The sequence below is a fragment of the Kosakonia beeri genome (assembly GCF_054165705.1).
Map to the genome: position 1 here is coordinate 3,695,418 of NZ_CM135106.1, position 22,221 is coordinate 3,717,638.

The 22,221-nt window shown below is 53.3% G+C and carries 19 protein-coding genes and 1 other annotated feature; of the genes, 7 read left to right on the forward strand and 12 right to left on the reverse strand.

Annotation, left to right across the window (positions count from 1 at the left end):
- Positions 1-204: 204 nt before the first annotated feature.
- A complete protein-coding gene (gene ybaL / locus ACUY4S_RS17500) occupies positions 205-1,881 on the forward strand; it encodes a YbaL family putative K(+) efflux transporter (protein ID WP_312689114.1) in 1,677 nt (558 codons plus the stop codon).
- A gap of 32 nt (positions 1,882-1,913) precedes the next feature.
- On the opposite strand, the gene ACUY4S_RS17505 is transcribed toward ybaL, so the two are convergent.
- The 10 genes from ACUY4S_RS17505 to ACUY4S_RS17550 all read right to left on the reverse strand — a co-directional run bounded on the left by ACUY4S_RS17505 (position 1,914) and on the right by ACUY4S_RS17550 (position 11,609).
- Entirely contained in the window at positions 1,914-2,060 is a 147-nt protein-coding gene (locus ACUY4S_RS17505) for a hypothetical protein (RefSeq protein ID WP_312689113.1), read from the reverse strand.
- Between the two features lie 157 nt (positions 2,061-2,217).
- A complete protein-coding gene (locus ACUY4S_RS17510; protein WP_312689111.1) occupies positions 2,218-3,522 on the reverse strand; it encodes an inosine/guanosine kinase in 1,305 nt (434 codons plus the stop codon).
- Between the two features lie 63 nt (positions 3,523-3,585).
- Positions 3,586-4,548 carry a ferrochelatase gene (gene hemH / locus ACUY4S_RS17515; RefSeq protein ID WP_312689109.1) on the reverse strand — a complete coding sequence of 321 codons (963 nt, stop codon included), beginning with the start codon at positions 4,546-4,548 and terminating at the stop codon, positions 3,586-3,588.
- 110 nt (positions 4,549-4,658) lie between these two features.
- Positions 4,659-5,303 (reverse strand): adenylate kinase, encoded by a 645-nt coding sequence (adk, locus tag ACUY4S_RS17520; protein WP_312689108.1) that lies wholly within the window; start codon positions 5,301-5,303, stop codon positions 4,659-4,661.
- A gap of 169 nt (positions 5,304-5,472) precedes the next feature.
- Positions 5,473-7,347 (reverse strand): molecular chaperone HtpG, encoded by a 1,875-nt coding sequence (gene htpG / locus ACUY4S_RS17525; protein ID WP_458022026.1) that lies wholly within the window; start codon positions 7,345-7,347, stop codon positions 5,473-5,475.
- Between the two features lie 108 nt (positions 7,348-7,455).
- Positions 7,456-8,061 (reverse strand): recombination mediator RecR, encoded by a 606-nt coding sequence (gene recR / locus ACUY4S_RS17530; protein WP_458022027.1) that lies wholly within the window; start codon positions 8,059-8,061, stop codon positions 7,456-7,458.
- A complete protein-coding gene (locus tag ACUY4S_RS17535) occupies positions 8,061-8,390 on the reverse strand; it encodes a YbaB/EbfC family nucleoid-associated protein (protein ID WP_023478246.1) in 330 nt (109 codons plus the stop codon). The genes recR and ACUY4S_RS17535 overlap by 1 nt, the downstream gene beginning before the upstream one ends.
- 81 nt (positions 8,391-8,471) lie before the next feature.
- Positions 8,472-10,406 carry a DNA polymerase III subunit gamma/tau gene (dnaX, locus tag ACUY4S_RS17540; RefSeq protein WP_312689105.1) on the reverse strand — a complete coding sequence of 645 codons (1,935 nt, stop codon included), beginning with the start codon at positions 10,404-10,406 and terminating at the stop codon, positions 8,472-8,474.
- Positions 9,075-9,139: a sequence feature (DnaX frameshifting element), on the reverse strand. Its footprint overlaps the gene before it by 65 nt.
- A gap of 121 nt (positions 10,407-10,527) precedes the next feature.
- Entirely contained in the window at positions 10,528-11,079 is a 552-nt protein-coding gene (gene apt, locus ACUY4S_RS17545) for an adenine phosphoribosyltransferase (protein ID WP_312689104.1), read from the reverse strand.
- Positions 11,080-11,231: 152 nt separating this feature from the next.
- On the reverse strand, positions 11,232-11,609 hold the full coding sequence (locus tag ACUY4S_RS17550) for a DUF454 family protein (RefSeq protein ID WP_312689102.1): 378 nt from the start codon (positions 11,607-11,609) through the stop codon (positions 11,232-11,234).
- Positions 11,610-11,676: 67 nt separating this feature from the next.
- Here ACUY4S_RS17550 and priC point away from each other — a divergent pair, with 67 nt between their 5' ends.
- Both priC and rsmS read left to right on the forward strand, forming a co-directional pair.
- On the forward strand, positions 11,677-12,204 hold the full coding sequence (gene priC, locus ACUY4S_RS17555; protein ID WP_312689100.1) for a primosomal replication protein N'': 528 nt from the start codon (positions 11,677-11,679) through the stop codon (positions 12,202-12,204).
- A 13-nt stretch (positions 12,205-12,217) separates the two neighbouring features.
- Entirely contained in the window at positions 12,218-12,364 is a 147-nt protein-coding gene (gene rsmS / locus ACUY4S_RS17560) for a pleiotropic regulatory protein RsmS (RefSeq protein WP_312689098.1), read from the forward strand.
- Positions 12,365-12,397: 33 nt separating this feature from the next.
- Here rsmS and mscK read toward each other — a convergent pair whose 3' ends face one another.
- Together mscK and acrR are read right to left on the reverse strand one after the other, a co-directional pair.
- Positions 12,398-15,742, reverse strand: a complete 3,345-nt coding sequence (gene mscK, locus ACUY4S_RS17565) for a mechanosensitive channel MscK (protein ID WP_458022028.1) — start codon at positions 15,740-15,742, stop codon at positions 12,398-12,400.
- Positions 15,743-15,866: 124 nt separating this feature from the next.
- The gene (acrR, locus tag ACUY4S_RS17570; RefSeq protein ID WP_312689094.1) at positions 15,867-16,520 is read right to left on the reverse strand and encodes a multidrug efflux transporter transcriptional repressor AcrR; all 654 of its coding nucleotides are present in this window, start codon (positions 16,518-16,520) and stop codon (positions 15,867-15,869) included.
- A 142-nt stretch (positions 16,521-16,662) separates the two neighbouring features.
- Here acrR and acrA point away from each other — a divergent pair, with 142 nt between their 5' ends.
- The 4 genes from acrA (at position 16,663) to hha (ending at position 22,155) form a co-directional block, all read left to right on the forward strand.
- Positions 16,663-17,856, forward strand: coding sequence for a multidrug efflux RND transporter periplasmic adaptor subunit AcrA (gene acrA / locus ACUY4S_RS17575; protein WP_312689092.1), 1,194 nt, complete (start codon positions 16,663-16,665; stop codon positions 17,854-17,856).
- Between the two features lie 22 nt (positions 17,857-17,878).
- Positions 17,879-21,028: a multidrug efflux RND transporter permease subunit AcrB gene (acrB, locus tag ACUY4S_RS17580; protein WP_312689090.1), complete on the forward strand. Its 3,150-nt coding sequence runs from the start codon at positions 17,879-17,881 to the stop codon at positions 21,026-21,028.
- A gap of 510 nt (positions 21,029-21,538) precedes the next feature.
- On the forward strand, positions 21,539-21,913 hold the full coding sequence (tomB, locus tag ACUY4S_RS17585; protein ID WP_312689088.1) for an Hha toxicity modulator TomB: 375 nt from the start codon (positions 21,539-21,541) through the stop codon (positions 21,911-21,913).
- A 23-nt stretch (positions 21,914-21,936) separates the two neighbouring features.
- Positions 21,937-22,155, forward strand: coding sequence for a hemolysin expression-modulating protein Hha (gene hha, locus ACUY4S_RS17590; protein WP_061497097.1), 219 nt, complete (start codon positions 21,937-21,939; stop codon positions 22,153-22,155).
- Positions 22,156-22,221: the final 66 nt, after the last annotated feature.

Genomic DNA, 22,221 nt, shown 5'->3' on the forward strand with positions numbered 1-22,221 from the left:
TTTGGCCGCGCTCCCCTCCTGTTGCTCTCGTGTTTGCATAAGAAGAATTTGCCAGATACCCCCTCCGCATGTTTTTTCCTGTCAGATTGCCGTTTTCTTCATAATTCAACAATTATTCATCAACATAGTGGTTGAAATTGTCATAAACTGTAACGCAGTGACGAGTTATTGACCCTGGGACCCACATTAACGAAAGGAGACGGAATGCATCACGCCACACCGCTTATCACCACCATTGTCGGCGGGCTTGTGCTCGCTTTTATCCTCGGCATGCTTGCCAATAAATTACGTATTTCTCCACTGGTGGGCTATTTGTTAGCGGGTGTGCTGTCCGGGCCGTTTACGCCAGGTTTTGTCGCAGATACGCAACTCGCCCCCGAACTGGCTGAACTGGGCGTGATCCTGTTGATGTTCGGCGTTGGGCTGCATTTTTCTCTGAAGGATTTGATGGCGGTAAAGTCTATCGCCATTCCCGGAGCGATAGCGCAAATCGCCGTCGCCACGCTTCTGGGTATGGCGCTTTCCGCAACGCTGGGCTGGTCTTTGATGACCGGGATCGTATTTGGGCTGTGTCTTTCCACCGCCAGTACTGTGGTGCTACTGCGCGCGCTTGAAGAACGGCAACTTATTGACAGTCAACGCGGGCAGATCGCCATTGGCTGGCTGATCGTTGAAGATCTGGTGATGGTCTTAACGTTGGTGCTGCTGCCGGCCGTTGCAGGCATGGTGGAAAAAGGCGATGTTGGGCTGGCCTCGCTGGCGGTAGATATGGGCATCACCATCGGAAAAGTGGTGGCGTTTATTGCCATTATGATGCTGGTCGGTCGCCGCCTGGTCCCGTGGATCATGGCACGCAGTGCCGCCACCGGCTCCCGTGAACTGTTTACCCTGTCCGTGCTGGCGTTGGCACTGGGCATCGCGTTCGGTGCAGTCGAGCTGTTTGACGTGTCCTTTGCCCTCGGGGCGTTCTTCGCCGGGATGGTGCTGAACGAATCAGAACTGAGCCACCGCGCCGCCCATGATACTCTGCCGCTGCGCGATGCTTTTGCCGTGCTGTTCTTTGTCTCCGTCGGTATGCTGTTCGATCCGAGGATCCTGATTGAGCAACCGCTGGCGGTGCTGGGCACACTGGCGATCATCATTTTCGGTAAGTCCATTGCCGCCTTCTTTCTGGTGCGTCTGTTCGGACACTCACCGCGTACCGCACTGACGATTGCTGCCAGTCTGGCGCAAATCGGTGAATTCGCCTTTATTCTGGCCGGATTGGGCATGGCGCTGGATCTGTTACCGCAGGCGGGGCAAAACCTGGTGCTGGCGGGGGCGATCCTGTCGATCATGCTTAACCCGGTGCTGTTTGCAATGCTGGAAAAATATCTCGATAAAACCGAGACGCTGGAAGAGCAAACGCTGGAAGAAGCCATTGAGGAAGAAAAACAGATCCCGGTGGATATTTGCCATCACGCCCTGCTGGTCGGTTTTGGCCGCGTGGGCAGCCTGCTGGGGGAGAAACTGATGGCACAAGGTATTCCGCTGGTGGTGATCGAAACGTCGCGTACCCGTGTAGACGAACTGCGTGAACGTGGTATCCGCGCCGTGCTGGGCAATGCGGCCAATGAAGAGATCATGCATCTTGCCCATCTGGATTGCGCACGCTGGTTGTTATTGACCATACCGAATGGTTACGAAGCCGGCGAAATCGTTGCCAGCGCCCGCGAAAAGTGCCCTGATATAGAGATAATTGCTCGGGCACACTACGACGACGAAGTGGATTACATTACCGAGCGCGGTGCCAACCAGGTGGTGATGGGCGAGCGGGAGATCGCCAATACCATGTATACACTGCTGCAGAAGCCGCCCGTCGAAGAGGCGGTAGCAAGCTGACAAGTAAAGAAGCAGGCCCGATTCCTGCTGCTTTATAAAACCTGACGACGGGCAGCCTGCGCCAGGCCATCCGGTATTGCTTCGCTAATATGCGAGGGAAATCCCGCCGGGAGCTGGTGGCGCACGCCGCTTATCACCTGCGGGGTTTTATCATGAAACTCCGCTAACAATGCCGCCATGCATTCTTCGCAAATCCCCATTTCCTGGCCGCCAATTAAAAGTGATTTTTACCCTCTGTTTATGGGCATTCACGCACAGAACACACTTTATTCGCGATAACACATAAAAAACCGGCAAGCTACGCTTTACCGGTTTATGTGGACCACAGCCAGGAAATTAACGCTCCCAGTAAGCCTCTTCAAGGCTGTCTTCCCGCTCTGGCAGGCCACGCGTTAAGCGCGGTGAATGTTGATTGAGTACCTGGTAGCTTACGCGATTAGCGTATTTACATACCTGCGCCAGCGACGAATAGGTCAGCCAGTTAAATTTGTGCTTACTGGAGTTCGGCACGTTAATACGGTGATAGTTATTCGCCGTAATATCATGCAGCAATGCGGCCAGCGCACCATCGCCCGCACCGTTGGTGTTCATGATTTTTTCCGGGCCGCCCATATACGGCGCAATATGCGAGTAGATACGCAGCGGATGTTCGCAATCTTTATGGCGCAACGCGCGACTGAACTCATACTGGTTGAATTCAGCAATCGCTCCTGGCAGCAATGGATGCTGCGTTTTACGCTTTGCTTCGTCTTCGGTGAAACCGGCCATATACAACCCGACCGGGCCTGCGGTACAGAGCACCAGATCCACCCAATCCAGCGCTTTATCGGCAGCCATCAGCGGATCGCTCTCACCCGTGAGCGCCAGCCCCTCATCTTCGTTCATCGCCAGAATCGAGACGTTCTCTTTCAGGAAGTCACGCCACCATTGGGGATTATCAGCAATCACATATTTCGTGCCGAGGGTCAGCACCACCGGCACATTGTGCTTTTTGGCATACGCCACCGCTTGCAGGGTGGCTTCCGGCATCGGCTCTCCGGGATTGCAGCGTACCAGATAAGACGAGAGCACCAGCGCGGAAGCGCCCGCGATCACCTCTTCAGGAATACTTTCGGCACGCAGCTGGTTCATCTGACCGGGGCTGATGGCAAAGGTGCGCTCGCCGCTGTCGCTAATCAGCGTAAAGCAGCGACCAATCGCGCCATCGACGCCTTGCAGGTAGTTCAGGTCAGTACGGCTGGAGGTATTGCACAAATAGCGGTAAGCGTAGCTGCCAATTTTTACGTTTTCGCACATCACGCCGAGCAAGACAGAACGGTCATCCGCCAGCACCGAGTAGTTGTGCATGGTGTTGCCAATGGTGCCGCCAGCAAATTGGTGGGAAATGAGATTTTCGCGCACCAACTCCTCATACAACGCTTCGGCAACATCATCGGCGATCACCAGTGAGTGCCCGGCACTCAGGCCATAGCGCGTAATAAACGCATCGTCCACCTTCGCCTCAATGTCGACCAGCGTCTGGTCAATACCCACCACCCAGCACGTGCTGACTTCGCTTTCTGGCTGAATTTGTTGCAATAACGGATCGCGGGCATTGACGGGGAAATAGTGTTTGGATTTACGCTTACCGGGAAATTTCATGGTTGTGATAACTGCTCGACATTCGGGCCGTGAATGGTAGCACATTCACAGCCCGCGAGGCGATCAGCGATATTTGGCCGTTAAATTGACCATCATATCGATATGCTCGGGCGTGTCGTTAAGCGCCGGAATATATTCATATTTCTCGCCACCCGCTTCGAGGAAAAACTCGCGGTTCTGGACAGCAATCTCTTCCAGCGTTTCCAGGCAATCGGCTGCAAAACCGGGAGACATCACCTGAATATGTTTCACCCCTTTCTCGCCGAGCATTTTCAGTGTTTCATCGGTATAGGGGGTTAACCACGGCTCACGCCCGAAGCGGGACTGGAACGTCATCATCACCTTTTCAGGCGGTAAATCGAGCGCTGATACCAGCTCACGGGTTGTATCGCGGCAACGCTGTGGATAATCATCCCCTTCGTCAGCGTAACGCTGAGGAATGCCATGATACGACAGCAGCAGCAGATCCGGCTCACCATGGCGCGCAAAAGAGGCGCGAACACTGTTGGCCAGCGCGGTAATGTAGTCGGCATTATCCGCATAATCGCGAATAAAAGAGATGCCTGGAATATGGCGTTTTTTCGCCAGAATACGCGCCAGCTCATCCCAAACCGCCGCCACCGTCGAGCAGGAGTATTGCGGGTAAAGCGCCAGCACTACAATATGCTCCACATCCTGCGCCAGCAATTCGTCGACGGCGCTTTCCAGCGATGGCGAACCATAACTCATCCCCAGCACCACCGGTACATCCGGCAAACGCGCGGCCAGCGCTTGTTGCTGTCTGCGGCTGTAAACCATCAGCGGTGAGCCTTCTTCCATCCAGACGGAACGGTAGAGTTTTGCCACGCGGGGAGAGCGGATTGGCAGGATCACACCACGCAGCAACGGCCACCAGAGCAATCGTGGTGTGTCGACAACGCGTCTGTCGCTTAAAAATTGCCGCAGGTAACGTTTAACTGCTTCGGGGGTGGGTGCATCGGGGGTGCCAAGATTGGCTAACAAAATGCCCGTTTTCGCCTGACTCATTCGCGCCTCTTAACCATTTAACTGGTTGATAATTGTAGCCGAAAAGCGTGTAAACGGAACCAATTGCAGTGATTGATAGCTCCCCGGCAAGAAAGCCGGGGAGAGAAGGCTTAACCGAGGATTTTTTCCAGTTCAGCGCGGACTTCGTTCACAGCTTTGGTGCCGTCAACTTTGGCGTACTGGGTATTGCCCGCCTCTGCTTCTTTCTGGTAGTAGCCAATCAGCGGCGCAGTCATCTGATGGTATTCCACCAGGCGTTTGCGCACGGTTTCTTCCTGATCGTCTTTACGGGTAGTCAGCTCTTCACCGGTCACATCATCTTTGCCTTCCACTTTCGGCGGATTGAATTTGATGTGATAAACACGACCCGATGCAGCGTGCACGCGACGACCGATAATACGGTCAACAATCAGCTCATCCGGCACGGCGAATTCCAGCACGAAATCAACCGCAATGCCTGCTTCTTTCATGGCATCAGCCTGCGGAATAGTGCGCGGAAAACCGTCGAGCAGGAAACCGTTGCGGCAGTCTTCCTGCGCAATGCGTTCTTTTACCAGCGCGATAACCAGTTCATCAGTCACCAGTTTGCCGGCATCCATGATGTCTTTAGCCTGTTTGCCTAACTCGCTGCCAGACTTAACAGCAGCACGCAGCATGTCACCAGTAGAGATTTGCGGAATACCGTATTTCTCCATGATGAACTGAGCCTGAGTTCCTTTACCCGCGCCCGGAGCGCCAAGCAGAATAATACGCATTGCGAAAATCCCCTCAAATGTCGGTTCAATTTTTCAAAAAGCGCTAAAAGATACCACCAGAACGAATATGGCTCAAGGAAGGCGGAACCGCTGAAACGGTTAATGAGAGTGATTACCTGCAACTGAAGGGAAAACCCTCACCCGTTTGGGTGAGGGTTAAGGCGGGACCTTAAGCTATCAGCAGCGCATTGACGCGTTTGATAAACAGGTTTGGATCTTCCAGCGTACCGCGTTCAGCCAGCAATGCCTGATCCAGTAGCAGTTCGACCCACTCGTTAAACTGGCTTTCATCCTGGGTATCCGCCGCACGTTTAACCAGCGGATGATCCGGATTCAGTTCAAAAATGTACTTCACTTCCGGTGCGCTCTGCCCTGCCGCCGCGAACAGTTTCGCCATCTGGGTGCTCATCTCATCGGCATCGGTCACCACCACCGCAGGGGTATCGGTCAAACGATGGGTAAGACGTACCTCTTTCACGCGCTCACCCAACAGCGTTTTAACTCGCTCAACAAACGGCTCAAGCGCCTTTTCCGCTTCTTTTGCGGTTTCATCAACGTCGTCCGCCAGTTTTTCCAGCGATGCATCGGCTTTGGCCACAGACTGGAACGGCTTACCGTCGAACTCCGTCAGATAGCTCATCATCCATTCGTCGATGCGATCGGAAAGGAGCAGCACTTCAATGCCTTTCTTACGCAGCAGTTCCAGGTGCGGGCTGCTCTTCGCCGCCGCGTAGCTGTCGGCAGTGATGAAATAGATCTTCTCCTGTCCTTCTTTCATGCGCGACACATACTCGTCCAGCGACACGGTTTGCGCTGAAGAGTCGGTGTGAGTGGAGGCAAAACGCAGCAGTTTAGCAATGGCTTCGATATTGCCACTGTCTTCGCCCGTGCCCTCTTTCAGCACAAGGCCAAACTGTTGCCAGAAGGTCTGGTATTTCTCGGCGTCGTCTTTTGCCAGTTTTTCGAGCATTTGCAGCACGCGTTTGGTCAGCGCAGAGCGCAGACTGCGGGTAACGCTGCTGTCCTGGAGGATTTCGCGGGAAACGTTAAGCGGCAGGTCGTTAGAGTCGATCAGGCCGCGCACGAAGCGCAAATAGTTCGGCATAAACTGTTCGGCGTCATCCATGATAAACACACGCTGTACATACAGTTTCAGGCCGTGTTTGTGATCCCGGTTCCACATATCCCACGGTGCCTGCGAAGGAATATAGAGCAGGCTGGTGTACTCTTGTTTACCTTCAACGCGGTTGTGGCTCCAGGTCAGCGGATCGGTAAAATCGTGGGCGATGTGCTTATAGAATTCATTGTATTCATCGTCTTTGATTTCAGCTTTATTACGCGTCCACAGCGCCTGTGCTTTGTTGATTTTTTCCCAGGTGACAACGGTTTCGCCGTCTTTCTCTTCCTGTTTTTCAATTTCTACCGGAAGAGCGATGTGGTCGGAATATTTGCTGATAATAGAGCGAACGCGCCAGTCATTAAGGAAGTCATCTTCCCCTTCGCGCAGATGCAGGGTAATTTCGGTCCCGCGATCGGCTTTGGTGATGTCGGCAACGGTGTATTCGCCTTCGCCGGCAGATTCCCAGAATACGCCGCTTTCAACACTTTCGCCCGCCGCGCGGGTACGCACGGTCACTTTATCGGCAACAATGAAAGCCGAGTAAAAACCCACGCCAAACTGGCCGATAAGCTGGCTGTCTTTCGCCTGGTCGGACCCCATGGATTCAAGGAACGCTTTGGTGCCAGATTTGGCAATGGTGCCCAGATGATCAATCACCTCGTCACGGGTCATGCCGATACCGTTATCGGCAATCGTCAGCGTGCGTTGCTCTTTATCGAAAGAGACGCGTACACGCAGTTCGCCGTCGCCTTCATACAGCGCCGCGTTAGACAACGCGCGGAAACGCAGTTTGTCCGCCGCATCCGAGGCGTTGGAAATCAGTTCGCGCAGGAAGATCTCTTTGTTGGAATAGAGAGAATGAATCATCAGATGCAGAAGCTGTTTCACTTCTGACTGAAAACCACGAGTTTCTTGTCCTTTCATTGGGGAACCTCAACAATGCCATTTACAAGGTAAAAAATGCGTTGAGGGAGAAGTGGGGACAGGGGCGAGAATTTTCAAGCGGAGGCAAAAATTTCTGCCTCCGTTTGATTAAAAACGAATCTTGTGGCGGCCGGCCAGTGAGTGCGACAGTGTCGTACCATCGACCATTTCCAGCTCGCCGCCCACCGGAACACCGTGAGCAATGCGACTGGCTTCCACCCCATATTGCGCACAAAGCTCCGCAATATAGTTGGCGGTCGCTTCGCCTTCCACCGTTGGGTTGGTGGCGAGGATCACTTCCTGGATCGTTTCCGACTCGAGACGTTGCTCCAGGCGATCGAGACCGATGTCATCCGGCCCGATACCATCCAGCGGCGAAAGGTGGCCCATCAGCACAAAGTAGCGACCGGAAAACTGCCCGGTTTGCTCAATGGCGTAGATATCTGCCGGACTTTCCACCACGCAGATTTGGCCGTTTTCCTGGCGTCGGGGATTACTGCAAATGTTGCAGACATCCTGCTCAGTAAAGGTGCGGCAATCGGCACAGTGGCCGATTTCCGACATGGCCCGGGTGAGCGCCTGCGCCAGACGCATGCCGCCGCTGCGATCGCGCTGCAACAGCGTAAAGGCCATGCGCTGCGCCGACTTCGGGCCAACGCCCGGCAGGCAGCGCAACGCTTCCATAAGCTGTGTTAACAGCGGACTGGTCTGCATCAGAACGGCATCTTAAAGCCTGGCGGCAGCGACATACCGGAAGAAACAGAAGCCATTTTTTCTTTCTGAGTTTCTTCGATACGGCGAGCAGCATCGTTAAACGCAGCGGCAACCAGATCTTCCAGCATCTCTTTGTCGTCTTCCAGCAGGCTCGGATCGATCTCCACACGACGGCAATTATGCGCACCGTTAATGGTCACTTTCACCAGACCAGCGCCGGATTCACCGGTCACTTCCAGTTGCGCAATCTCTTCCTGCACTTTCTGCATTTTTTCTTGCATCTGCTGGGCCTGTTTCATCAGGTTGCCCAGACCGCCTTTTCCAAACATAGGCTTCTCTCTTTAGCTGTGGTGACCGACCAGGGTGATAAGTCACGTTCAGGGTTGAAGACAGGTAGCAGTAGCTGCCTGTCAAAGGGGGCGGATACTCTCTTCGTCCAGATCCGCATCGAAAAAACGTTGCAGCGTCTGGATGTTATTATCCGCAATGATCGACTCACGCGCCTGCGCAAGCTTCTCCTCATAGATTGCCTGACGCCACTCCAGCGGCGTACGAACCGCAGGATTATCATCTTCAATGATAGTCAGTTCAATCGTCGAACCATACAATTCGCTAAGCGCACTGCTCAGCGTTTGCTGCGCGCCTTGGGAATTAAGGTGACGCTGCGAACTACGCAGATGCAGAGACACACGATCGCCCTCCTGCTCTTTCCACGCGTTCAGCGCCACTTGCTCCACCAGTTTCGGCAACCTGAGCTGACTGACTTCTTTTGCCCAGGCATCGCGCTCAATAGACTCTTCCGCCAGTTTCTTCGCCAGTTCCGGCGTTTTCTCATGCTCCAGCGCTTTTTTTAGCGCCTTCGGCGTGGCAACTTCTTCTTTGACCTCTTCAACGACGGTCGTTGCCTTCCAACGGTAGGCTTCTTTCTTCGCGGGCGCCTGCTCCAGCGCCGACGGCACCGGGCGCGACTGCACGCGTTCCGTCACCGACGCCAGCCGTTCCAGCGCGGCATTACTCACCGGCCGCGCGCGAGAAGCGGCTGCCGGTTCACTCTTTTTTGCTTTATCGGCTCCCTGCGCGCGTTGCAATTGCCTGCGCGCCGCCAGTACCTGACTGGTGGCGTCCGGCATCGGCACATCCTGTTGCGGGACGGGCGCATGAGATGGCGCGGCAGGCGCGATTTGCTGCGGCGACACAACTGCCGTCGGCGCAACAGGCGCAAAAGAGTGAGGCTGAACCTCAGGCGCGGGCAACGGTGCGCGCGGGTGGAATGCCAGCGCACGCAACAATGTCATTTCAACGCCCATACGGCGATCGGGCGCGAAGGGCAACTCTTTGCGGCCAATCAGTAAGGTCTGATAGTAGAGTTGTACGTCCGTTGGCGGCACGGTGCGGGCCAGCTCACGTAAACGGTGTTCCACGGGCGCCATATCACTGCCCAGCGCAGAAGGCGTCAGTTGCACCATCGCAATGCGGTGCATCAGAGTTTGCATTTCCAGCAGCAGCGCATCCCACTCCACGCCACGTGAGGCTGCATCATTGACCAGCGCCATCACGCGCTCGCCGCTGGCGGCTACCACGGCTTCAATCAGGGATAATGCCTGATCGTCATTCAGGGTGCCCAGCATCGAACTGACGACATCCGCAGAGAGTTTACCGTCGCCGCTGGCGATCGCCTGATCGGTCAGACTGAGCGCATCACGCAGGCTGCCGTCTGCGGCACGCGCCAGCAGTTGCAGCGCTCGCAATTCATGTTCGACGTTCTCTTCGTCGAGAATATGCTCGAGCTGGCTGCGGATCTGATCGACATCCAGCGCTTTAAGGTGAAATTGCAAACAGCGTGAAAGAATAGTGACCGGCAGTTTTTGCGGGTCCGTCGTGGCCAGCAGGAATTTGACATGTGCCGGCGGCTCTTCAAGCGTTTTCAACAGCGCATTAAAGCTGTGACGCGAGAGCATATGGACTTCATCAATCAGATAGACTTTGAAGCGACCGCGCGCCGGGGCGTACTGCACGTTGTCCAGCAGGTCACGGGTGTCTTCCACTTTAGTACGCGAGGCGGCATCAATTTCAATTAAGTCGACAAAGCGGCCCTGCTCAATTTCACGGCAATTATCGCACACGCCGCAGGGGGTGGCGGTTACGCCGGTTTCGCAGTTAAGCCCCTTCGCCAGCAAACGGGCAATAGAGGTTTTCCCGACGCCGCGGGTGCCGGAAAACAGGTACGCATGGTGAATACGCCCTGAAGATAAGCCGTTCGCCAGTGCGGTCAGCACATGCTCCTGGCCGACGACGTCAGCAAAAGTTTGTGGTCGCCATTTTCGGGCTAAGACCTGATAACTCATTGGCAGGCTCTGAGACGCTGGAAGGTGGATTTACGAAGGGATAATGCTAACACAGCATATGCTGTTAATACACTTCATCCCTCAGGCGCGAGCCCGAAGGATGAATGCGCGGGCAAACGGATTAATGCCCCGGGAACGGCACCAGGCTGTAGCAAGAGACGCCCTGGTTTTCCAGACGCTGCTCACCGCCAAGGTCGAACAAATTAATGATAAAGGCCGCGTCGGTCACTTCGCCGCCCAGACGGCGGATCAGCTTCACCGTCGCTTCAATGGTGCCGCCCGTTGCCAGAAGATCGTCAACCACCAGCACTTTGTCACCCGCCTGAATGGCATCGACATGGATCTCTAACTGGTCGGTGCCGTATTCCAGTTCATAACTTTCGGCGATGGTTTCACGCGGCAGCTTACGCGGCTTGCGGACCGGTACAAAACCGACGCCCAGACCCAATGCAACCGGAGCGCCGAACAGGAAACCACGCGCTTCGGTCCCTACTACTTTGGTGATCCCGGCGTTTTTGTAACGCTCAACTAACAATTCAATGCTGAGGGCGTACGCTTTCGGGTCTTCCAGCAAACTGGTGACATCACGGAACAGAATGCCCGGCTTCGGGTAATCCTGAATGCTTTTGATGCTGTTTTTAAGAAATTCAAGCTGCTGAGCAGTCGCTGTCATGGATATTTGCCTGATAGAAACGGTGTTACTCACGGTACGCGCTTTTAAGACTTCATTTAACCACTGGTTAACATTTAACCAGCCGCACCCGTGCTCGAAAACGCTCGAATTTACTGGCTGAGCGCGACAATTGCAACCGACTTCGCTGCGCTTTACGGTTTTTGTTGCTTTGCATCAATCACCGGGATACGCCACATAAAAATCAACAGGCAGGTGAGGATCACCAGCAACAGAATACGCACCCACAGCATCTTCACTAAGTATAATGAAACCGCGAACGTCAGCAGAATAACAGCAATCGCACGCGGCTTTGCGCCGGGCGGCATGGCACGATACTGCTGCCAGTGTCGCAAATAGCCACCGAACCAGGAACGGTACAATAACCAGTGATGAAAACGCGGCGACGAACGCGCGAAACACCAGGCCGCCAGCAGGATAAACGGTGTCGTGGGCAGCAGCGGCAACACCACGCCAAGCGTGCCGAGCACTACCGCCAGCCAGCCAATGATGATTAAAATAGTGCGTTGCATGATGAGAATCGTTATCAAAATTACGGCTAATGTAGCACAGCCTCGGCTATTTACACGGGAGAGATAAATGAAAAGCGCCGTGCTTTTACAGATGCTGGAGCAACAACTGACCGTACTGCGCCAGCAAGCCGCTCCGCTGGCGCAACACACCACCGTCAGCCCGCGCTTTGATCGGCACCTTTTTCGCACCCGTAGTACGAAAATGCAGGCGTATCTTGACGAGATTGCGGGCAATATTACGGCGTTAAGGCACGCTGTTGACAGCGATAATCTTGCCCAGGTGGTCTGGCTTGCGGAACACCTGAGTGCGCAAATGGCCGCGCTCACCCGCGAGTGCGCAGCCTGGTCGCTGCGAGAGTGGGATCATGCTTCGCCATCCGTCGCGCGCTGGCAGCGTAAACGCTTACAGCATCAGGAGTATGAACGGCGTTTGCTTGAGATGAAGCAGGCGCGCGAGCAGCGCCTGAATAGTGTGACCACGCTGGCGGAGCAGCAGCAGTTACATAAAGAAGTCGATGCTTATGCCGCAAGACTCAGCCGTTGTCGCAGCGCGCTGGAGAGAATTGAACGTGTGCTGGCGCAGTTAACGCGTTAAACAAGGAGAAACCATGTCACTGGAAAATGCCCCGGACGAAGTCAAACTGGCGGTGGATTTGATTATGCTGCTGGAGCAGCATGAGGTCGCGCCGGCGCTGGTCCTTAAAGCGCTGGAGATTGTTAAGCGGGACTTTGAGAAAAAGCTGGAAACGGAGTAACCCCCTCCCGCTTAAGGAAGGGGTTACAGGACATTACGCCTGCGCAGGCGTAGGATCGTCACCTTTCAAATCGCGTTTAACTTCGGTCAGCTCATCACCTTTGGTATTGCGCAGGTGCACTTCGAGCTGATTGAAGGCGATATTAATATCGTTCTCACGGCACAGTCTGTCGATGGTGCGGTTAAGCTCATCCACAGTGTAGCTGCGATCGCGCAGTTCACGTACATACAGGCGTAGCTCATGATCCAGCGTGCTGGCGCCAAAGGTTGTGAAAAACACCGACGGTTCTGGGTCGTGCATCACTTTGGGGTGCTCCATTGCCGCTTTCAGCAGGACTTCTTTCACCCTTTCCAGATCGGAACCGTAGGCCACCCCAAGGCGGATCACGACGCGCGTAATGGTATCGGACAGCGACCAGTTGATCAGGCGCTCGGTGACAAACGCTTTGTTCGGAATGATCACCTCTTTACGATCAAAATCGGTAATAGTGGTCGCGCGAATACGAATCTTGCTGACAGTGCCAGAGAATGTACCAATGGTGACTGTATCGCCAATGCGTACCGGGCGTTCAAACAGAATAATCAGACCGGAAACAAAGTTACCGAAGATCTCCTGTAAGCCGAACCCCAGACCTACCGACAATGCCGCCGCCAGCCACTGCAATTTATCCCACGAGACGCCGAGCGAACCGAACACCGTCATCGCACCGACGGCGATAATGACATAGTTAAGAATGGTCGTGACCGCGTAGGAGGAACCCTGGCGCATATTGAGTCTGGACAGGATAAGCACTTCCAGTAACCCAGGTAAGTTGCGGATAAGCGCCCATGCCACCACGAAAACAATCACTGCAAACAGCATGCTGCCTAATGTGACGCTTTTGGTGACCGCCGCACCGGCCTCTGTCCCGTTGTAATGCCACAGCGTTATACTGTCGAGATAGGCAAAGACGGTAATCAGATCGGACCAGATCGCCCAGAACATCACGCCAAACAGAGCAATCATCACCAGCATGGTGATACGCAGCGTTTGCTGGTTGACCTGCTCCAGCGCAATCGTCGGTTCTTCTACCGGCTCTGCCCCTTCTGCGCCCTCTTTCACCATATTCTGCCGGCGAGCCAGCGCACGACGGTAAGCGATACGACGCGCTGCGACACTCAGCCCGCGTAACACGGTCTGATAGAGCAGGTTCCAGATAATCACCAGATAGACGGTTTCAATCCAACGGCCAGAAAGACGCAGCGTGGTATAGAAGTACCCGGTTGCCGTCAGCACCATCAGTGCAATCGGCACAATCGCCAGCACGGTAACAGTCACCAGACGCATGCCGTGCGACTCTTTGTCGCGCCAGCTTTCACGGAAAATCGGCCATACCAGGCAGGTTATCAGCAGCAAATTCAGCAAAATAACAAACTGCCCGACCACATCATCCATCAAATGCAAAGGCGAGAGCTCTGACATGACTGACCAGAAATGCAACGGCAGCAATGCAAGGCTAATGCGCACAATCTGCCGACGCCAGTGGCTGGTCAGTTGTTCAGGCATGTTGAAGTGATTCACCGCAACGCCATTTTTCTCCAGCACTTTCCAGCACAGACCGAATATCAACCAGAACATGGCCAGCTTTTTACTGAATGCCCATAACAGCTCACTGATATTTAGCTGCATGGTAAGCAGGATTAACCCCGTCGCCAGGATCAGCAGGCAGACCGGCAGCGCACGAATCAGGTCGATAAGGATCGCTTTTGGCGTATGCAACTGACTGTCATTACGCAGTTGCCCCACCTGCTCGGCAAGTTTCGCCTGGTAGCTTTTCAGCCAGTTCAACCGCCAGCGAATAAGCCCGGCGATCAACAGCAACGGTAAGCCAGCAAGGAATGCAATCACTACCGCCGGCCAGGCTTTTTCCCAGTTAACGGTAATTTTTGTCGATTTGATCTGGTCATGCAGCGCCTTGGGGAAGGCTTTGAACCAGTCCCAGTCCATGGGTTTGTTGCTGTTAACCCAGAAAATTTGCTGGGTCAGGATTTCCTGCAAATTCTTTGACACGCTCATCAACTGCTGCTGATTCACCTGCAGGTTGATAGCCATCATCAGTTGGTTGCCCAACTGTTTATTCAACTGATCCAGCAGTTCACGACGCATATCCACGACTTGCAGCAGTGCGTCATGCACTTCATCGTTCACGTCGTTCTGATGCCCCTCTTCCAGTTTGGCAACAAAGGTGTCGCTCTGGAACAGAGCATCTCGCTGCTGGTTGACGTCAAACTGTTCAATACGCAAATCCGCAATGCGGTTAGTCATATCTTCCAGCTCGTCTGCGGAGGGCAGCGTCTGCTGTTGCTGGTAGAGAATACGCGACAGCAACAAACTGCCTTTCAACACAGCGATTTGTTCTTTGATATTACGTTCCGACTGCAACGCACGATCCAGCCAGTTTTTCACTTTAATGTTCTGCTGTACCAGCGTGTTGCCGTTTTCCGTGGCCGTGATCAGTTTCTGGCTCAACTGGTGATTGATATCCAGCTCCTGCTTCACCAGTGGATTTTCCTGAATGCGCGCCGTTTCATCCGGCGTAACCGCTTGCTGTGCGGTTTTCTCCGTCAGTGTCAGGCGTTTGTTGTTGACCGCTTCTTGCAGCAACTGAAGCTGATGCTCCAGACGATTGCTGTTGGCATTGGTGTAATCACGCTGCTTTTGCAACGTATCCTGTAACGTGGTGTTGCCTTCAAGACTTTTGCGAAGTTGCTCAATCTGCGCATTGAGAAGCGCCTGCTGCGTTTGTAGCAATGTCTGTTGCGTTGGCCGCAGTGCGCCCTCGCCTGCCGACGTGCCGTTCAGGCGGTTACGGATCTGCTGCAACTGTTGGGAAGCGGAGTACATGGCGTTCTGCACCCGCTCCGGCTGCGTCTGCAACGATACCAACTGACTGTTGTAGCTGGATAAATCATTCTGCGCGGTTTGCAAATCTTCCAGCATTTGCGACATGCGGGATTCAAGCTGACGCAAAGAGAGCGTCGCCAGCGTTTTTCGCGTTTCGTCATCGCTGTCTTTGTCGCTCAGCGCGTTCAACGCATCTGTTGCCTGGCGCATTTTCTCCGGCGCCTGGGCGACTTTCTGCTTCAGCAGCGCGGTTTCTTGCTTTACGCGGTCAATTTTGTCGAGCGTATCCAGCGTCTCGGTCAAATCCTGGATAACCAGTTTGTCCTGTGCCGTGTGATCTTTTTGTTTATTAAGCGTATTAAGCTGGTTTTGCACATCGGTGCGGGAAGGAAGATCGTTGCTTGTGTCCGCCCAGGCTGCGTTACCCAGCAGGGTTGCGATAACAAGAAACAACGCGGCAGCAAAGGCTGCGAACGTGCGAGTGTTGTGCGACATAATTTGCGTGATCGTGTTGTACGGGAAAGGTGGCCGGAATAGCCACGCGCGAAGAATATCACGCAGTTAGGTTACAACCTAGTACAGGAAGAAGCCTCCAGGAGAAATCCTGGCGGCCTCCAATTCAGGCGTTTATCGTGTCCGATTCACTGCGCAGCGTTGGGCAGAGCTGGCACATTTCGATGAGGATCGCCACATAATCACGGGCTTCATTTTTTAGATCAAAGGATTGCGGTGCGAATAGCCAGTTTTCCATTATCCCGGAGATATAAGCGCGCATCAGCACAGCAACCCGGCGGGTTAACAAATTGGCTGGCAGCAATTTTGCCTGTATGCATTCTGAAAGCGTGTGCTCGATGCGATCGTAACTTTCGAGACTTAAGTTGCGCTGCGCTTCTTGCACTACCGCCATTTCGCCAACAAATTCACATTTGTGAAAAATGATCTCCATCATTAAACGGCGCCGCTCTTCAATAACAGTCGCTTCAAGGATATAAACCAATATTTCTCTTAAAACAGAGAGTGGATCGCCAGGGAATTTTGCCCGATACTCAACCTCAAGATCCCCAATACTGGATTCTGACAGTTCCCAAATTTCACTAAACAATTCCGACTTGTTTTTGAAGTGCCAATAGATCGCACCGCGAGTTACTCCCGCCGCCAGCGCGATTTCTGCTAGCGAAGTAGAAGAGACGCCCTGCTGGGAAAACAGCCGCATTGCGACATCAAGAATGTGCTGCCGCGTCTCCAGCGCCTGTTGTTTGGTTTTTCGTGCCATATGTTGGTGAATTTACAGGAGTCAGATTTACATACATTTGTGAATGTTTGTACCATAGCACGACCATAATATAAACGCAGCAATGGGTTTTTGGGCATTTGATCCATTGATCAATTTGAAATCGGACACTCGAGGTTTACATATGAACAAAAACAGAGGGTTTACGCCTCTGGCGGCCGTTCTGATGCTTTCGGGCAGCTTAGCGCTTACAGGATGTGATGATAAACCTGCGCAGCAGGGAGCAGGACAGGCGCCAGAAGTCGGCATCGTCACGCTCAAGTCAGAACCTCTGCAAATCACCACCGAACTGCCAGGCCGAACCACTGCGTACCGTATTGCAGAAGTTCGCCCGCAAGTCAGTGGCATCATCTTAAAACGCAACTTCACTGAAGGCAGTGATGTTGAAGCAGGTGTCTCGCTCTATCAGATTGATCCCGCTACATACCAGGCTGCATATGAAAGCGCGAAAGGCGATCTGGCCAAAGCACAAGCGGCGGCAAACATCGCGCAGATGACCGTTAATCGTTACAAAAAACTGCTGGGCACTAAGTACATCAGCCAGCAGGACTACGATACGGCACAGGCGGATGCACAGCAGGCGAATGCTTCCCTGATCGCGGCAAAAGCAGCCGTCGAAACCGCCCGCATTAACCTGGCGTATACCAAAGTGACGTCGCCAATCAGTGGCCGCACAGGGACATCGACAGTGACCGAGGGCGCGTTGGTACAGAGCGGGCAGACTACGGCACTGACCACCGTGCAGCAGCTTGACCCGATCTATGTCGACGTTACCCAGTCCAGCAATGACTTCCTGCGTTTGAAGCAAGAAATGGCGAACGGAACGCTGAAACAGGACAACGGCAAAGCAAAAGTTGAACTGGTGACGAACGACGGCCTTCAATATAAGCAGTCCGGTACGCTGGAGTTTTCTGGCGTGACCGTGGACCAGACCACCGGTTCCATTACGCTGCGTGCGGTATTCCCGAACCCTGACCACACCTTACTGCCGGGCATGTTCGTCCGCGCTAAGTTGGAAGAAGGCGTGAACCCGAATGCACTGTTGGTTCCACAGCAGGGGGTCACCCGTACACCGCGCGGCGATGCGACAGCGATGGTGGTCGGCGAAGGCGATAAAGTGGAAGTGCGCAATATCGTGGCAAGCCAGGCCATTGGTGACAAGTGGCTGGTTACCGACGGTCTGAAAACCGGCGACCGGGTGATTGTCAGCGGGCTGCAAAAAGTCAAACCGGGTGTGCAGGTGAAAACCCAGGAAGTGACATCTGACAATAAAGAGCAAGCCCAGGCCGGCGGCCAGTCAGAGAAACCGAAGTCTTAACTTAAACAGGAGCCGTTAAGACATGGCTAAGTTTTTTATCGATCGCCCCATCTTCGCATGGGTTATAGCGATTATCATCATGCTGGCGGGGGCGCTATCGATCCTCAAATTGCCGGTAGCGCAGTATCCAACGATCGCGCCGCCTGCAATTCAGATCACCGCGTCTTACCCGGGCGCTGATGCGAAAACGGTGCAGGATACCGTAACGCAGGTTATCGAACAGAATATGAACGGTATCGATAACCTGCTGTATATGTCCTCCACCAGTGATTCCTCTGGTACGGTGCAGATCACCATCACCTTTGACTCCGGTACTGACGCGGACATTGCGCAGGTTCAGGTGCAGAACAAACTGCAACTGGCCATGCCGCTCCTGCCGCAGGAAGTACAGCAGCAGGGTGTGAGCGTTGAAAAATCCTCCAGTAGCTTCCTGATGGTTCTCGGTATGATCAGTACCGATGGCTCCATGCAACAGGAAGATATTGCGGACTACGTTGGCGCAACCATTAAAGATCCGGTCAGCCGTACTTCGGGTGTGGGTGACGTTCAGCTGTTTGGCGCGCAGTATGCCATGCGTATCTGGATGGATCCGACCAAACTGAATAACTTCCAGTTAACTCCGGTCGATGTGATTTCTGCTATCAAAGCGCAGAACGCCCAGGTCGCTGCCGGTCAGTTAGGCGGAACCCCGCCGGTGAAAGGGCAGCAGTTGAACGCCTCTATTATCGCGCAGACCCGTCTGACCTCTGCAGAAGAGTTTGGCAAAATCCTGCTGAAAGTGAATACCGATGGTTCTCAGGTTCGTCTGCGTGACGTGGCGAAGGTTGAGCTGGGCGGCGAGAGTTATGACGTTATCGCACGTTATAATGGCCAGCCTGCGGCCGGTCTGGGTATCAAACTGGCTACCGGTGCGAACGCCCTGGATACCGCAGAAGCCGTGCGCGCGACCATCGCCAAACTGGAGCCGTTCTTCCCGCACGGTCTGAAAGTGGTTTACCCGTACGACACCACACCGTTTGTTAAAATCTCGATTAACGAAGTGGTAAAAACACTGGTAGAAGCGATTGTACTGGTGTTCCTGGTGATGTACCTGTTCTTGCAGAACTTCCGTGCAACACTGATCCCCACTATCGCGGTGCCTGTGGTCCTGCTCGGTACTTTTGCGATATTGGCGGCGTTTGGCTACTCGATTAACACCCTAACCATGTTCGGTATGGTGCTGGCGATAGGCCTGTTGGTGGACGACGCCATCGTGGTCGTGGAGAACGTTGAACGTGTCATGATGGAAGAAGGGCTGCCGCCGAAAGAGGCGACACGCCGTTCTATGGATCAGATTCAGGGCGCACTTGTCGGTATTGCGCTGGTGCTGTCAGCGGTATTTATCCCGATGGCCTTCTTCGGTGGTTCTACCGGTGCTATCTATCGCCAGTTCTCGATTACGATCGTTTCTGCGATGGTGCTGTCTGTACTGGTTGCTCTGGTGCTGACGCCAGCGCTGTGTGCCACCATGCTGAAGCCGGTTGCTAAAGGCGATCATGGCGAAAGTAAAAAAGGCTTTTTCGGCTGGTTTAACCGCATGTTCGAGAAGAGCACGCATCACTACACCGACAGCGTAGGCAACATCCTGCGCAGTACCGGTCGTTATTTGCTGCTCTATATCCTGATCGTAGCGGGGATGGCGATCCTGTTCGTTCGCCTGCCAAGTTCCTTCCTGCCTGATGAAGACCAGGGTGTATTTCTGACCATGGCCCAGTTGCCTGCGGGCGCCACGCAAGAGCGCACGCAGAAAGTGCTGGACGAAGTAACGAAGTACTATCTGGAAAACGAGAAAGACAACGTTAACTCGGTGTTTACCGTTAACGGCTTTGGTTTCTCGGGTCGTGGGCAGAACACCGGTCTGGCGTTCGTGTCGCTGAAAAACTGGGACGAGCGTCCCGGCGAGCAAAACAAAGTACCGGCAATAGCAGGCCGTGCAAGCGGACATTTCGCATCGATTAAAGATGCCATGGTGTTCGCGTTTAACCTGCCAGCAATTGTGGAACTGGGTACGGCGACCGGCTTTGACTTCCAGCTGATCGATCAGGCGAACCTGGGTCACGAAAAACTGACACAGGCGCGTAACCAGCTGTTTGGTGAGATTGCACAGCACCCGGACCTGCTGGTGGGCGTGCGTCCGAACGGCCTGGAAGATACGCCGCAGTTCAAGATCGATATTGATCAGGAAAAAGCCACTGCGCTGGGAGTGTCGATTAGCGACATCAACACCACGCTGGGCGCAGCCTGGGGCGGCAGCTACGTAAACGACTTTATCGACCGTGGTCGCGTGAAGAAAGTCTACGTTATGTCACAAGCGAAGTACCGCATGCTGCCAAACGATATTGGCAACTGGTTTGTCCGCGCCAGCGATGGTCAGATGGTGCCCTTCTCGGCCTTCTCCACCACGCACTGGGAATACGGTTCACCGCGTCTGGAACGTTACAACGGTCTGCCGTCTATGGAACTGTTAGGCCAGGCGGCGCCGGGTAAAAGTACCGGTGAAGCGATGGCAATGATGGAACAGCTGGCCAGCAAGCTGCCGACCGGGATTGGCTATGACTGGACAGGCATGTCCTATCAGGAACGTCTCTCCGGCAACCAGGCGCCTGCACTTTACGCCATCTCGCTGATCGTGGTGTTCCTGTGTCTGGCAGCGCTGTATGAAAGCTGGTCGATTCCGTTCTCGGTCATGCTGGTGGTACCGCTGGGGGTTGTCGGTGCACTTCTGGCCGCAACGTTCCGGGGTCTGAGCAACGACGTGTACTTCCAGGTCGGCCTGCTGACAACGATTGGTTTGTCGGCGAAGAACGCGATACTTATCGTCGAATTCGCCAAAGATCTGATGGATAAAGAAGGCAAAGGCCTGATCGAAGCGACACTGGAAGCGGTGCGTATGCGTTTACGTCCCATCCTGATGACTTCGCTGGCATTTATCCTCGGGGTACTGCCTCTGGTTATCAGCTCTGGTGCAGGCTCCGGCGCGCAGAACGCCGTCGGTACTGGCGTAATGGGCGGGATGATCACGGCAACCGTGCTGGCGATCTTCTTTGTTCCGGTGTTCTTTGTCGTGGTTCGTCGTCGCTTTAGTCGGCGTGGTGATGACATTGAGCACAGCCACAAGGTTGAGCAACACTGATCGAAGTCTCTCTATTAGAAAAGGCCGCGTTAAGCGGCCTTTTTCTTTCTGACGGCCCGACGTTTTGAAAGAAGTTATTGTCAGAATGTTTATTTTATGCAAGCGATATATGACGTATAATTACTGTGTATTTGGCCTACCTCTTACCGCTTAGGTAATATTCTTAATTATCAGCTATAATCACTTTATGTAAGAATTATCCTGGCTAAATTATTCCCACTAGCAGAATAATTACGAATGCGCTAACTTAATGAATCATAAGGAACCATGAATATCTAAGCGCATAAATACAACACGATTTGTCCTTAAACTGCGCTATTATTTCTGCGCCCGACAGTAAAAAGTGGCGATAATTGTAATTTTTCGTAATAGCGCAATGAAATCGGATTAGGACTGTCTTATAGTTATAATCAATCAGCAACATAGCATTAGTCTCTGGTCAGAGCAGAAGTACCCATCCCGAAACCGTGTTCTGTTAGTAAAAAAATGCCACTCAGAAGGGGATGCGTTATGGACGAATACTCGCCGAAAAGGCATGATATCGCACAGCTCAAATTTCTCTGCGAAAGTTTGTATCATGATTGCCTCGCCAATCTTGAAGAGAGTCATCATGGATGGGTTAACGATCCAACTTCAGCTATCAATTTGCAGTTAAACGAGCTGATTGAGCACATTGCTACCTTCGCGCTCAATTATAAGATTAAGTACAATGAAGATAATAAGCTGATTGCGCAGATAGACGAATACCTGGATGATACGTTTATGTTGTTCAGTAGCTATGGCATAAATACACACGACTTGCAGAAATGGCGCAAAACAGGCAACAAACTGTTCCGCTGCTTCGTCAATGTGAGCAAGGCTAATCCTGTTAGTCACTCTTGTTAGTATTTCAACACTAAGGTGAAAGTATGTCCGAAAAACCATTAACAAAAATTGATTATTTGATGCGGTTACGACGCTGTCAGACAATTGATACATTAGAACGCGTGATTGAAAAAAATAAATACGAACTTTCAGACGATGAACTCGCGGTGTTTTATTCAGCAGCAGATCACCGGCTGGCAGAACTGACCATGAATAAGCTTTACGACAAAATCCCCTCCTCAGTGTGGAAATTTGTGCGCTAATTTACCCGGTCTTTATTTGTTTTTTCTATTATGTAACACAGCGTTCAGCCTCATTGACAGGTGTAA